Genomic DNA, 14,367 nt, shown 5'->3' on the forward strand with positions numbered 1-14,367 from the left:
GCGGGACGACGCGGCGACGCCGGGTAGCCTGGCACCGTGACGAACACCTGGCCGCTGTCGCGAGGGACCGTACCCGAGCGCGAGGCGTTCGCCTTCGGTACGGCGATGCTGTTCGTCCTCTTCGCCGGCGACGCGGTGCCGAACACCTTGACCTGGGTCGGTGCCGGCATCCTGTGGGCGCTCCTGGCCGTCTGGGGTGCGACGATCCTGGTGCGGGCCCGCCCTCCGATCACCCGGACGCCCCGGTCCCTCTGGTTGTTCCTGGCCTGGTGCCTGGTCTCCCTGGTCTGGTCGCACTGGCGACCGGCGACCCTGGCGAGCATCACCGTGCAGGTGATCTGCGCCGCGATGGCGTTCGCGGTCGCCTCGACGCTGACGTGGCGACGGATCCTCGACGCCGTCAGCCTGGCGATGCGCGGCGTGCTCATGCTCTCGCTCGTCTTCGAGGCCGTGGTCGCCGTCGTCGTCCGCCACCCGATCGCTCCGATCTGGACCCACTACGGCGACCGGCGGATCCCCGACGCGTTCTACTTCTCGCGAGCCGAGCTCTTCACGGGCGGCCGGATCCAGGGCCTCCCCGGCAACGCCAACCTGCTCGCGATGGTCGCCCTCCTCGCCGCGATCGCCGTCGCCCTGCAGTTCGCCGAGGGTCGTATGGGCCGCAACCGCACGATCGGCTGGCTCGTCGTCGCCGTGCTCGTGCTCGCGCTCACCCGGTCGTCCACCGTGCTCGCCGCCGCACTCGTCGTCGCGGTGGCGCTCCTGGTCGCGCTCTGGATCCGCCGCGTGCCGACCGAGCACCGGACCCCGCGCTACCTGTTCCTGGCGGCGGGCGTCGTCGTCGTCGGGTTCGGGACCTTCCTCGCCCGGAGTCCGCTCTCCGAACTGCTCGGCAAGGGCTCCGACGCCACGGGGCGCGGCGTGATCTGGGAGCGGGTCCTCGGCCTCGTCGACCAGCACCCCGTCGTCGGTTGGGGGTGGATCGGCTACTGGTGGCCGTCCATCCCGACGCTCGCCGACCTCGCGCACCGGAAGGGCGTCACGTACCTCCAGGCGCACGACGCCTTCCTCGACGTGTGGATGCAGACCGGGATCATCGGACTCGTGCTGTTCGCGCTGTACGTCGTGACGACGCTGAGCCGCTCGTGGTCCTCCGCCACCCGGATCGGCTACGACCACGCCCATGCACCCCGGTCGTTCGACCCGGTGTCGCTGCTGCCGCTCCTGGTCGTCGTCGCGCTGCTCGTGCAGTCCGTGGCCGAGTCACGGTTGCTCTACCAGGGGAACTGGGTGCTCTTCGCCCTGATCGCGATCAAGTCGCGGATCGTCCTCGTCGGCGAGGAACCCCGTTCGGCCGGGGACGGGCCACGGACGCCGCCCGCCCGCCGGGAGTTCCGCGCACCCGTGGTCCGCTGACCCCGTCCGACGCCTCAGCGGCTCCCGCCGGCGGGGAGCAGCCGGGTGCAGGGGACGTCCACGCCCCACGGTGCCGTCCGCACGTCGACCGACCGTGACCGGTCTCCCCCGCACGCCGCGACGGCAGCGGGGATCTGCTCGGCCCAGACCGGACCGTCGCTGCGACGTGTCGGGCCCGGGACCGCACCCGCGACCGCCACCACGACGACGAGCGCGACCACGCACCAGCCGGTGACGGCCCCGGTGAGCCGCGCCGCGCCTCCCGGCCGGACGCGACGACGGACCGCGGGCGACCACCCGGCCGACCTGACGAGCACACCCGCCGCGACCAGCACCGCCGCCAGCAGCAGGAGCCCGGACGCGGCCGCGTACCGCAGCGGTCCGACCGTGGCGAGCGCCGCGACGGGGTGGGCCCAGCCGCGGTCCGCTCCCCCGTTCGCGGTCAACGCCGCCCACCAGACGCCGAGGGAACCGAGCGTGAGGGCGATGGTCACGGTGCGCGCACGCCACGCCCCGACGACGACGGCCGCGACGAGCACGAGCAGCACGAGCACTGCCGGCACCGCGACGACCGCCCAGCCGCGGTCGAGCACGGCACGGACGACGGCGCCGACGTCCGGGTCCCACAGGCCGGCGAACGGCTGCAGGAGCCAGCCCGCGGCGACGTCCGCGACCGGCGGGGTGCCGGGTCGTGCCGTCCGCTGGTCGGTGAGCGCGACGACGACCTGGGCCGTCCCGGCGGCGAGGGCGACGACCGTCACGGGCAGTGCCCGTGGCCAGGCGCGGGCACCCGACGTGTCCCGGAGCGGCACCCACGCGAGGACCAGGAGCGGGAGGAACGCGACGCTCTGGAGCTCGGTGAGCACCACGAACACGGTGAGGGCCGCGACGGCGCCGGACGCCCACCAGGTCCGGGAGCGGTGGGCGAACAGCCAGGGCGCCGTGAACAGCATGAACCAGTGCAGGTTCGCGGCGTTCCCGCTGATCTCGTGCGGCGCGAGCGGGAGGAACGCCGGCGACGCGGCGAGGAGCACGCGGACCGGCACGACCGGCACCACCTCGCGCGCGAGGAGGAACACCGCCGCGGCCAGGACACCGACGACCAGGCACGCCGCGCCGGAGAGCACCAGCGCGTAGTCCGCGACCGGCAGCGCCCAGCCGAGGTCGACGAGCAGTCGCGGGACGAGGTGCAGGTAGCCCGCGTAGGGGTGCAGCAACGAGTCGACCGGGCCGAGCGACATCCGCTCGCGGAGGAACAGTCCGCCGTCCTCGGCCCAGACCGTGCCGCGGGTCACCGGTCCGAGCCGCCACCAGGCGAGCGTCGCGGTCGCGAGGCCGAGGACCACGGCGGCACCGACGCCGACGAGCAGACGACGGGTCGGGTGCGGCGGTCGGTCCATCGAGCGCTGACGTTAGTCGGTCCATCGCGGATACGCGATAGGGACGGTCCGCGATACCCGCGCTCGGAGGTCCGTACGCCAAGATGGACGGGTGACGGACGGACGGCTGACGAAGCGCGTGCTCGCACGCCGCTACCTGTCCGCCTGGATCGGGTTCTCGGCGGGCGGTCGGTTCAGCCAGGCCCTCGCGACCGTGGTCCTCCTGTTCGCGTTCGGTCAACCCACGGTGCGGGTGCTCGTCGGGTCCGCCGGCACCTGGGCCGTCCTCATCACGCTCGTCGTGCTCGCCGGCCTGAGCCTGCTCGGGCAGCGGTACCGGATCGAGTGGCACGGCGTCCTCCCGCTCTCGCTCCTGGCGTTCGTCGGCTACTGCGCGCTGAGCGTGCTCTGGAGCGAGTACTCCTGGGTGGCCCTCCGCGGCTTCGTCGCCACCGTCTGCTTCGCCGGGCTCGGGCTCTACCTGGCGCTCGGCCGTGACCTCGTGCAGGTGATCCGCGCCGCCGGTGACGCCTTCCGCATCCTGCTCGTCACGGCGCTCGCCCTCGAGGTGCTGTCCGGCCTCGTCCTCGACGTCCCGTTCCCCGCGTTCCGGATCCAGGGCAACATCGCCGAGGGCGGTCCGATCCAGGGCATCGGCGGCACCCGGAACTTCATGGGGTTCATCGCGGCGATGGCCCTCGTCACCTTCGTCGTCGAGTTCCTCACCCGCTCGGTGACGATGTGGCGTGCGATCGGCTCGACCGCCCTCGCCGTCATCACGCTCATGCTCGTGCAGTCCCCGATCACCGGTCTCGCGATGATCGCCCTCGCCGTCACCGCGCTGGCGCTGTGGTCCCTGCGGCACGCGCGACCGCCGACCCGGCCGGTCGTCAACGCCGTGCTCGGGGTGGTCGTGCTCCTGATGCTCGGCGTCGGCGTGCTCGCGCGCCACCGCATCCTCGCCGAGATCGGCGCGGCCGGCGGGACGGCGACCCGTCTGGACCTCTGGGCGCAGCTCCGGGTGTTCATCGGACAGTTCCCGATCCAGGGTTGGGGGTGGGTCGGGACCTGGCCGCACGAGGCCGTGGTGCCGTACGTCACCTTCGTCGATCCGGCCGGACAGCGCTTCACGTCCGGGCTCAACGCCTTCATCGACGCGTGGCTGCAGATCGGCCTCGCGGGGACGATCCTGCTCGGGATCACCGCCCTCCTGGCGTTCGCGAGGGCTTGGGTCACCGCCACGACGTTCCCCGGTGTGGCCTACGTCTGGCCCGCAGCGGTGCTCGTGCTGCTGGGGGTGACGAGCACGGCCGAGAGCTACCTGCTCCACGGCGCCGGGCTCATGGTGTTCGTGGCCGTGCTGGTGATCGCCGCGCGGCGGCGGTCGTGGCGCCGCCACCTCCCCCGGACCTGACGAAGGGCCGGGCGGCGCGGTGCGGCGCCGACGGGCAGGGCACGAGCGCGGACGGCGGCGCCGACAGGGCGGTACGGTCAGCGCCCGTGCCGTGCCCGGGCAGGCGCGGTCAGCGCCCGTGCTCTGCCCGGGCAGGCGCGGTCAGCGCCCGTCGACGAGGACGCAGGGGATCAGCGCGTCCCACTTGGGGAGGCCCGGCGCTGCTCGGACCACCGCCGTGCCGTCCGGGTTCGCCTCGCACGCCGGCCGCTGTTGCTGCACCTGCGTCGACCACGCCGGGACGCCTGGGTCGTCGCGCCGCGTACCGGTGTGCACGTTGAGCACGGCCGCGGCCACCACGAGCAGGACCAGCAGCCACCCGAGCGCCGGGAAGACGATGCGCCCGCGCCCGATGAACACGTCGGCCGCGACGACGACGCCCGCGATGAGGATCGCCGAGGCAGCGGCCGCGTACCGGTACGGGTTGATCGACGCGAACGTCAACCAGTTCGTCATGACGTGGTTCAGGAGGAGCGCCGCGAACCAGACGACCAGGGGCGAGACCGCGAGGGCGGCCAGGATCCACCGCGCACCGCCGGACGCACGCACGAAGGCCAGCACCAGCACCGCGTAGAGCACGACCGCGGGGACGACGACGATCCACCAGCCCTGGTCCTCCACGGCGAGACCGATCGCGCGCACGTCCGCGTCCCAGCTGCCCGCGACCGGCTGGGCGGCGAAGCCCGCGAACAGGTCGCTGAGCCCCCCGACGCTCCCCCCGGACCCGGGCGGGGTCCTGGGGTAGAGCACCGTCGTCAGGAGCTGCGCGCCGGCCCCGACGATGCCCGCGACCAGGGGCGGCAGCGACCGGAGGCTGCGGACGTGCCGGAGGAAGAGCGGCAGGAACATCGCTGCCTGGATCTCGGTGAGGGTGATCAGGAGGGCGATGACCGTGAGGACGGCCGAGGACCACCACGAGCGCGGCTTGGTCAGGAACACCCACGGCGCGAGCATCAGCAGGAACCAGTGGAGGTTCGCGGTGTTGCCACCGATCTCGACGGGGACGAGCGGCGTCAGCGCGGGCACGACCGCCAGCAGCGCTCGGAGCGGCGCGCTCCGGACGACGTCCCGGGCGAGGACGAACACCGCGGCTCCCACCAGGCCGACGACCGCGCAGGACATCGCGCTCACCGCGACCGCGTACGACTCGATCGGGAAGAACCGCACCGCCAGGTCGACGACGATCCGCGGCACGAGGTGGAGGTACCCCTCGTAGGGGTGGAGCAACGACGGTACCTCGCCGAGCTGGAGTCGCTCGTTGAGGAACCGGCCGGAGTCCTCCGCCCAGGCGGTCCCGCGCGTCTTCGGTCCGAGCCGGTACCAGAGCAGTGCGGTCGACACGATCGCGACGACGACTGCGCCCACCCAGGTGACCAGGAAACCGGTCCGGGTGGACCGGGAGGCGTCGGATCCGTCGGTCGTCGGCGTCGTGTTCGTCGCCGTCGTGCTCGTCGCGGTCGCGCTCGTCATCGTGGTCCTCGTCCCAGCAGGCGTCGCGCGCGTCGGGCCAGGCCCCACTGCGTGACCCGGAGCATGGCCTCGGCGACGATGCCGCGGCTCATCTTCGAGACCCCGTGCTCGCGGTCGCGGAAGGTGATCGGGACCTCGACGACGGCGCCGCCGAGGTCGTGCACGCGGAGGGTCATGTCGATCTGGAAGCAGTAGCCCTTCGAGTCGATCGTCCCGAGGTCCATCCGGGCGATCGCGTCGGCCCGGTAGACCCGGAAGCCCGCGGTGACGTCCCGCACGTCGAGGCCGAGCATGACGCGGGCGTACGCGTTGCCCCCGCGGCTGAGCACCTCGCGGCTGCGCGGCCAGTCGACGACGGCGCCGCCGGCGGTCCACCGCGACCCGATGGCGAGCATCACGTCGTCCCGAGGATCCGCGGAGACCACGGCGTCGATCATCGCGGGCAGGCGGTCCGCCGGGTGCGAACCGTCCGCGTCCATCTCGACGAGGAGGTCGTAGCCGCGCTCCAGACCCCACCGGAACCCCGCGACGTACGCCGTACCGAGTCCGCCCTTGCCGCTCCGTCGGAGCAGGTGGACGCGCGGGTCCTTCGCCGCGATCGCCTCGACGATGTCACCGGTGCCGTCCGGGCTGCCGTCGTCGACGACCAGGAGGTGCGCCTCGGGGAGGGCTGCTTGCAGTCCCGCCGTGATCGGGGCGATGTTCTCCGCTTCGTCGTACGTGGGGATGATGACGAGGACGCGCGGCGCCGTTTCGATGCTCATTGCCTTCTTCCGCCCCCGGCGGTCGGACCGACGACGGTGCTCAAGCCTAGAGGACCGTCCGCGGGTCGGGCTGCGGCTCGCCGTGACCCGAGACGGTCTCGCCTCCGGTGGTCTCCCCCGACCGGTCGTCGAGTGCCGGAGGGGCGGAGACCACGTGGGTGGGCCGACGGTCGGCGAACGCGGCGTCGTCGGACGCCGGGTCGGCGGCGTCGTCGAGCGCCGGGTCGGCGGCGTCGTCGAGCGCCGGGTCGGCGCCGACGACGGTGACCACCGGCGGCGTGCGGAGCGCCGAGAGGGTCAGCGCGACGGCGACCACGAGCAGGAGCAGGGTGCCCCCGGCGACGAGGGCGAACCCCTCACGGCCGATCGGGGTGAGGTGCGTGAGCGTCCGCAGGCCGTTCCACGTGACCTTGAGGTGGAACTCCTCGTAGTAGCCGCGGTACGCGACCGACCACCCGTACAGCGTCATGAGCGCCGACACCACGACGACCGTCCGTCCGAGCCGTCGGCGGTCCTGCTCCACGCGGACGAAGCGACGCCACGCGATCGCGCTGAGCACCGCGAGCGCTCCGATGAGGACGAAGTAGTACCGGCCCTGGATCCCGCCGATCGTCGTCGTGCGGAGGTACGTCGACCAGTTGTTCTGCAGGCCCGCGGCGAGCGTGAACAGCGGGAGGACGGCGAGCAGCCACGCGTTCCGCCGCGATCCCCGGCGGAACCCCCAGACGAGGACGACGCCGATCGCGACCACGCTCAGCGTGGCGATGACGATCGGGCTCGACGGGAACGCCAGGAGCCCGTACTGGCCCCAGAACGAGTTGGTGACGCGGTTCCACTCGGTGTTCACGAACCCGCCGACGTCCGGACCCTCGCCGGGCGGGAACGCCTTCGTCTGGATCGACTGCGGCAGCCCGGCCGGCTGCAGGGTGTGGAAGACGAGCACGTTCCGCACCCACCACCACGACGTGGTCACGACGGGCACGACGAGCACGACCGCTCCGCGCAGCCAACGGCTCCACCCGGAGCCGGCGACGATCACGGCGATCACCGCGAAGGGCACGAGGGGCAGGGCGGTGGCCTTGAACGCGACGGCGGCCGAGGTGGCGAGGGCGAGCGCCACGAGGGTGACGATCCCCCGGTCGCCGGTCAGCACACGGCACACCAGCCACACGACGACCGCACCGAGGATGATCACCGGCGTGTCGTTGGTGGCGGACGAGCCGATGAAGCCGACCTGCGGGATGAGCAGGAGCGAGGCTGCGGCGACGAGCGCGGTGCGGGGCGAGCGCGTGAGGCGACGGACGGCTGCCCAGACGACCAGCGGCAGTGTGCCGAGGATCGCCACGTTCATCAGTCGCAGTGCGAACAGGTCGACGTCCCAGCGCTGGTGCATGTACCCGATGAGGTGCAGCAGCCCGGCCGCCATGGCGTACCAGGTCGGCGGGTGCTGGGTCATCTGGTTGGTGGAGCCGTTGCCCGGCGCGGCAGCGAGCAGCGCCTCGAGCGTCGGCCGGTCCGTCTGCAGGAAGGACATCCCCTCGGCCTGGGCGGCACGGGTCGCCGACAGCAGCCGCAGGTGTGCGGGGTCCGGCCAGCCGTGCCCCATCGCCAACTGGACCGCAGCGTCCCAGTGAGCGATCTCGTCCGGCGAGCCGAACACCGGCTGGAGCGACGCCCAGACGACCAGGACGGCCACGAAGGCCAGGACGATCGCGGTGATGGCCAGGCGTTCCCGGCCGGACGCGCGGGTCAGGGTGCTGCCGTGTCTGTGCATAGAGGAAGGATCTTACGGTGCCGGTGGCTCACCGCACCGTGATCGACGTGCACCCGAGCGTGGTGTTCGGGCCGCCGTTCGGGTCGATGCCGTAGGCACAGACCTTGTGCGCGCCCTTCGCTGCGGCGATCGTCGCGCCGTACCCGGCGTTCGGGCCGGCCGCCGGGTACACCTTCGCGACGTCCGCTCGTGCCTGTCCGGTCTTCAGCGCCGTCCCCGCACTGTCGACGTAGACGTGCACCGAGATCGGTGCGCTCGTCGTGTCCGGGTCGTAGGCCCATCCGCGGACCGTGACGCCGCCGGTGACCGCGGTGACCGAGTCCAGCCGGCCGACCGGCGAACTGCCGACCTCGACGGTCCGGCAGCCGAGCGTCGGGTTGCCCGAGCCCGCTCCGGTGTTGATCGCGTAGACGCAGACCTGGTGCTCGCCGGGCTCGGCCGAGATCGTGGTCTGGTAGCCGTGGGCGGCGCCGTACGCCGGGTAGGCGGAGGCGATGTCCGGCCGCGAGACGTTGGCGGCGATCCGGCGGCCGACCCCGTCGACGTAGACGTCCACGTTGATCGGCGACGCGGTGTCGCCGTCGATCGCCCAGCCCGTGACGGAGATGCCTCCGGTCACGGCGGTGACCGCGTCGACCCGGCCGTCCGGCACGGACGCCACCGAACGGACCGTGGCGCACGAGGCGAGCCGCGTGTCGTGACCGTTCCCGACGTTCACCGCGGTGATGCAGACACTGTGGGCGCCGCTCGCCGCCGGGATGACCGCCTCGTAACCGTGCGCGGAACCGGCCGACGGGTACGCCTTCCCGACGTCCGTGCGGACCTGGTCGGCGGTGAGCCGGGTCGTCTTGCCGTCGATCGCGACGTCCACGGTGAGGGCGCTCTTCGGCTGGTCGGGGTCGAATGTCCACCCGCGGACCTTGATGCCGCCGATGACGGCACCGACCTCGTCCACACGCCCCTGCGGCGAGGCCTTCGTGACCGTGACGGTCTGGCAGCCGATGCTCGTGTTGCGGGTGCCGTCCACGCTGATCGCCGCGGCACACACCTGGTGCGACCCCGGGCTCGCGTTGATCGTCAGGTCGAACCCGTGGGCGTCGCCGTACCCGGGGTACGCCTTGCCGACGTCGGTCCGGGTCGCGTTCGCCGTGTAGCCGGCACCGGTGGAGTCGACGAAGACGTGCACCCGCGTCGAGGCCGCCGTGGTCGGGTCGATCGCCCAGCCGCGCACGTGCACGGCGTCCCCGGCGTCCTGCGCCGAGTCCAGCTTGCCGATCGGCTTCGCGGACGCGGTGGGCGAGCCGAACCAGTCGCTGTAGAGCCGCCAGAAGTTCCGGTTGCCGTACGCCGAGCAGCTGTCACCGGTGCCGTAGAGGTTGTTCAGCGCAGCCTGGTTCGGCGTGTACGGGGTGTAGTAGTACAGCGCGGCGGTCGCCTTGTTCGACACGTACACGGTCTTCGTGCCGCAGTTGGGGTTGACGTCCGTCGCCTGGTACTGAATCTGGTGGTTGCTCCCCGGAGCGAACCACGTGAAGTAGTTGGTCGTGCCAGCGGGGTTCCCGTAGCGCTTCCACTGCCAGGAAGACCAGTAGATCTGGTTGCCGACTCCGGCGTAGGCCGGGTCACACTTGCCCTGCGCATTGTCCGGGCATGAATAGCCCATGGCGCGTTCGAGGCGCGCCGCAGATGGATTCTGCGCCGTCGCACCGTTCACGAGGGTCTGCTCTTTCTGCAGCGTGATGAGCGTGACCTTGGGACTGATACCGCACGCGGCGCCGACGCGCGCGATGATCTGCGCGGCGGTCAACGACGACCCGCCGGTGACCGCGTTGCACATGGCGTCCTTGCCGCGGCTGTTCATGGAGTAGCGCCCGACGTTGAGACACGAACTCGACTTGCAGGTGCCGATCTGGGAGTTCAGGAACGACTGGATCTGCGACTCGGACATCGACGTCCCGTCGTAGAAGTTCGCGTCCGTGATGATGTTGCCCGGCTGGAAGGACGATCCGCTGAGCGCCGAGGCGCTGTCCTGGGACGCCGAGGGACCGGCGATCTGCAGACCGATCAACACACTCGCGACGGCGAGCACGCTCGAGGCGATGGCGAGGAGCTTTTTCACGTCGGGGGCCTTCCCTGGGGGCATCGACGGGCGAGAGGCACGCGCGAACGCCCGGTTGTGAGCGGCCCGATCCGGCTGATCCTGATCCCAGCCGAGTCACACGTGTCACGTCAGGTTACCTCGATCACAGTGATCACACAGCCCCCAGTCCTTCCCCCGAACGGGAGGCACGGTGCAGGACCGCGGCGGACTCGCGGTCCACACGTGGTGCGCGAGCGCCGGGGACGCCTGTGGACGCGCTCAGTCTCCACCGGTCATGGCCGATTCCACCACGCGACGCGCGGCGGCCGGCACACGATCCGCGCGCCGGGCGCGACGCGCGTGCCGGAAGACGGCAGGCGCCTCCCGGACGAGTCGCGCCCACTGTCGAGGCGTGAGCTGCGCCGACGACGGGCGGGCGACGTCCAGCACCGCGCGCAGGGCGGTCCGGAGGACCACGCGCGCCGCGAGCGCGGTGGACCCGTTGCGCAGGACGACCGCCATCCGGTTGCGCATGCTCTGGTACCGCACCAACGGGGAGTCACTGCCGGAGCTGGCGGCGTGCCGGTGGACGACCACGGCGTCGGGCGCGTGCCGGATGTCCCACCCGGCGAGCCGGAGACGCCACGAGACGTCGAGGTCCTCGTAGTACATGAAGAGGGACGGGTCGAACCCGCCGACGTCGGCCAGGGCGTCCCTGCGGAGGAACACGGCGCCGCCGGAGAACCCGAACAGGGGCGACGGCTCCGGAGCGTCCTGCAGCGGACGGAGCCAGTCGCGGTCCCGGCCGTTGCCGGAGCGGTCCACCACGACCCCGGTGCCGTTGACGAGCGTGCGACCCGCCGGGTCCCGACGCCAGCGCCGACCGTCCGCCCCCACCAGGTCGTCGGCGGACGCCTGACCTGCCGGCGCGGGGACGAAGCCGCCCTCGAGCACGACCGTCGCCGCGACCGCCGCGGTGCGTGGTGCGCCGGCACGGAGGACGGCGAGCCCGCGGTCGAGGAACCCGTGGTCGGCGACCGCGTCGTTGTTGAGGAGGACGATCACCGCACCCGACGCCGCGGCGATGCCGGCGGTGACCCCTCCGGCGAACCCGGCGTTCGTCCGCTCGGCGACGAGCACCACCGAGGGCAGGTCCGACCGGTACGCGGCGAGGGTCTCGTCGTCGGCCTCGTTGACGACGAGCACGACCTCGACCGCGGCGTCGACGCGCTGGGAACGGATCGAGTCGACCGCACGGCGGGTGAGCTCGGGCTGGTGCCAATCCACGACGATGACTGAGACGTCCACGGCCCCAGTCTCCCAGTCCGACGCCGCCCAGGGCCCCGCGGGACCGCCGGGTATAGTGGTGCCGCCCTCCGGCCCGGCGGTCCGAGGGCGCCACCGCCAGCCGACGTATGGAGTCTGTTCCGTGTCCACTTTCGCGCCCCGCGTGTCCGTCGTCGTCATCAACTTCCGGGGCACGGACGACACGCTCGAGTGCATCGCGCGACTCAGCGAGGTCGACTGGCCGGCGGACCGCCTCGAGATCGTCGTCGTCGAGAACGGCTCCGGCGACGACAGCGAGGCACGGCTGCGGGCGGCGCTCGGTGACCAGAAGAACGTCCGGATCATCGTCTCGGAGGAGAACCTCGGCTTCACCGGCGGGAGCAACCTCGGTGCGCGTGAGGCCACCGGCGACGTGGTCGCGTTCCTCAACAACGACGCCAAGCCCGACGTGAACTGGGTGAAGGAAGGGGTCGCCGGGTTCGCCCCGAGCCCGCGCGTGGCCGCCGTGGCCAGCAAGGTCCTCGACTGGGAGGGCAAGACGATCGACTTCGTCGAGTCCGGACTCAGCTGGTTCGGCATGGGCTACAAGAACCACATCGCCGAGCTCGACGACGGCCGCTTCGACGAGCCGCAGGACCTCCTGTTCGGCACCGGGTCGGCGCTCTTCGTCCGCCGCGACGTCTTCCTCGAGGTCGGCGGCTTCGATGAGGGCCTGTTCATGTTCTACGACGACGTGGACCTCGGCTGGCGACTCAACCTGCTCGGCTACCGCGTCCGGTTCGCGCCGCGCTCGATCGTCTACCACAAGCACCACGGCTCGATGAAGTCGTTCGGCGACCACCGCGAGATGTACCTGCTCGAGCGGAACGCCCTGCACCTCCTCTACAAGAACCTCTCCGACGAGAACCTCGGCACCTTCCTCCCCGCGGCGCTGGCACTGCTCGCCCGCCGCGCCGTCGCGAAGAGCGGTCGCGACTCCGGTGAGTTCGACATCCGCCGCTTCACCGGGGCACCCGACGAGTTCGACCCGACGACGCCGATGTCGAAGGAGGCCGTGGCCGGTCTCTACGCGCTCGACCAGTTCGTCGCGGACCTGCCGAAGCTCTCCGAGGAACGCCGCCGCATCCAGGGGCAGCGCGTCAAGACCGACAAGGAGGTGTTCCGCCTCTTCGGCGACGCCTTCAAGCCGCTGTTCGAGGACGGCTACTTCCTCGAGGGCTACCAGGCGATCATCGAGGCGTTCGACGTCGAGCAGCCGATGAACCGCACCCGCGTGCTCGTCATCACGGGCGACGCCCTCGGCGAGAAGATGGCCGGCCCGGGCATGCGCGCGTGGAAGATCGCCGAGGCGCTCAGCGAACACAACGACGTCCGCCTGGTGACCTGGAATGTCGCGAACCGGAAGACCGACCGCTTCGAGGTCTCGCGGGTCCCCCTGCAGCACGAGCGCGCGATGAAGGACCACGAGGAGTGGGCCGACGTCATCTTCTTCCAGGGGTACGCGCTCCACCACTTCCAGACCCTGCAGCGCTCGAACAAGATCATGGTCGTCGACCTCTACGACCCCATGCACCTCGAGCAGCTCGAGCAGGCGCGCGACAACGGTGACGTCGGCTGGCGCAACCAGGTGACGAGCACGACCGAGGTCATCAACGCGCAGCTCGAGCGTGGCGACTTCTTCCTCTGCGCCTCCGAACGCCAGCGTCTGTTCTGGCTCGGACAGCTCGCCGCGGTCGGTCGCATCAACCCGGACAACTACCTCGCCGACGACAACCTCAACAAGCTCATCGCGATCGCGCCGTTCGGCATGGACTCCACGCCCCCGAAGCACGAGCGCAAGGCGATCCGCGGCGTCACGCCCGGCATCGGCGAGGACGACAAGGTCGTCATCTGGGGCGGCGGCATCTACAACTGGTTCGACACCCCGTCGCTCGTCCGCGCCGTCGCCAAGGTCGCCGAGACCCACGACGACATCCGTCTGTTCTTCCTCGGCGTCGCGCACCCGAACCCGGACGTGCCGGAGATGGCGATCGTCTCCGAGACCCGGCGCATCAGCGACCAGCTCGGCCTGACCGGCAAGCACGTCTTCTTCAACGAGCAGTGGGTCGCCCTCGACGACCGCCAGAACTACCTGCTCGAGGCCGACGCCGGTGTGAGCACCCACTTCGCACACATCGAGACGACGTTCTCGTTCCGCACCCGCATCCTCGACTACATGTGGGCGAACCTCCCCATCGTGACGACCGACGGCGACAGCTTCGGCGACCTCGTCGCGGCGGAGGGCATGGGCGTCGCGGTGAAGGAACGCGACGTCGACGGTCTCGCCGCCGCACTCGAGTCGATGCTGTACGACGAGCAGGCCGCACAGGCCGCACGGGACGCCGTGCGCCGGGTCCGCGCGGACTTCACCTGGGAGCGCGCGCTCGCCCCGCTCGTGGAGTTCTGCAAGGACCCGCACGTCGCCGCCGACCGTGCGCACGAGGCCGCCGTCCCGGCCGGCTCCGTCGCGGCCGGCGGACGCCCGCGCGTCGCCCTCAGCCCGGCGCGCCAGCGCGAGCTCGAGTTCCACCAGATCGCCAACAGCCGTCACGGCATCACCCGCGACGTGCGCCTCGCGACCTGGTACCTCCGCGAGAACGGCGTCTCGGGCCTCCGCGACAAGGTGCAGAACCGAGTGCGCATCATGCGGGAGAGCAAGAACGGTCGCTGACCTCCGGCGGCCGTCCACAGCCGCCGATGTACAG

9 protein-coding genes are annotated in these 14,367 nt (G+C 71.6%); 3 read left to right on the forward strand and 6 right to left on the reverse strand.

The window, feature by feature from the left end; translation table 11 throughout:
- The first annotated feature begins 36 nt into the window (after positions 1–36).
- Entirely contained in the window at positions 37–1,416 is a 1,380-nt protein-coding gene (locus ACTJKO_RS08730; RefSeq protein ID WP_440687738.1) for an O-antigen ligase family protein, read from the forward strand.
- A 14-nt stretch (positions 1,417–1,430) separates the two neighbouring features.
- Here ACTJKO_RS08730 and ACTJKO_RS08735 read toward each other — a convergent pair whose 3' ends face one another.
- Positions 1,431–2,816, reverse strand: coding sequence for a hypothetical protein (locus ACTJKO_RS08735; RefSeq protein WP_440687740.1), 1,386 nt, complete (start codon positions 2,814–2,816; stop codon positions 1,431–1,433).
- 91 nt (positions 2,817–2,907) lie between these two features.
- Here ACTJKO_RS08735 and ACTJKO_RS08740 point away from each other — a divergent pair, with 91 nt between their 5' ends.
- Positions 2,908–4,209: an exopolysaccharide production protein gene (locus ACTJKO_RS08740; RefSeq protein ID WP_440687742.1), complete on the forward strand. Its 1,302-nt coding sequence runs from the start codon at positions 2,908–2,910 to the stop codon at positions 4,207–4,209.
- A gap of 141 nt (positions 4,210–4,350) precedes the next feature.
- Here the strand turns inward: ACTJKO_RS08740 and ACTJKO_RS08745 are convergent, their stop codons facing one another.
- From ACTJKO_RS08745 to ACTJKO_RS08765, 5 genes are all read right to left on the reverse strand, one after another.
- Complete coding sequence (locus ACTJKO_RS08745; RefSeq protein WP_440687744.1) at positions 4,351–5,718, reverse strand: hypothetical protein; 1,368 nt, start codon at positions 5,716–5,718, stop codon at positions 4,351–4,353.
- Entirely contained in the window at positions 5,715–6,482 is a 768-nt protein-coding gene (locus tag ACTJKO_RS08750; RefSeq protein ID WP_440687746.1) for a polyprenol monophosphomannose synthase, read from the reverse strand. The genes ACTJKO_RS08745 and ACTJKO_RS08750 overlap by 4 nt, the downstream gene beginning before the upstream one ends.
- A gap of 46 nt (positions 6,483–6,528) precedes the next feature.
- On the reverse strand, positions 6,529–8,256 hold the full coding sequence (locus tag ACTJKO_RS08755) for a glycosyltransferase family 39 protein (RefSeq protein ID WP_440687748.1): 1,728 nt from the start codon (positions 8,254–8,256) through the stop codon (positions 6,529–6,531).
- A gap of 28 nt (positions 8,257–8,284) precedes the next feature.
- Positions 8,285–10,375: a hypothetical protein gene (locus ACTJKO_RS08760; protein WP_440687750.1), complete on the reverse strand. Its 2,091-nt coding sequence runs from the start codon at positions 10,373–10,375 to the stop codon at positions 8,285–8,287.
- 240 nt (positions 10,376–10,615) lie between these two features.
- Positions 10,616–11,644 carry a glycosyltransferase family 2 protein gene (locus ACTJKO_RS08765; RefSeq protein WP_440687752.1) on the reverse strand — a complete coding sequence of 343 codons (1,029 nt, stop codon included), beginning with the start codon at positions 11,642–11,644 and terminating at the stop codon, positions 10,616–10,618.
- Between the two features lie 121 nt (positions 11,645–11,765).
- Here ACTJKO_RS08765 and ACTJKO_RS08770 point away from each other — a divergent pair, with 121 nt between their 5' ends.
- On the forward strand, positions 11,766–14,333 hold the full coding sequence (locus ACTJKO_RS08770) for a glycosyltransferase (RefSeq protein ID WP_440687754.1): 2,568 nt from the start codon (positions 11,766–11,768) through the stop codon (positions 14,331–14,333).
- The last annotated feature ends 34 nt before the right edge of the window (positions 14,334–14,367 follow it).

Origin of the sequence: Curtobacterium sp. 22159, assembly GCF_052045775.1 — a bacterium.
Classification (GTDB): domain Bacteria; phylum Actinomycetota; class Actinomycetes; order Actinomycetales; family Microbacteriaceae; genus Curtobacterium.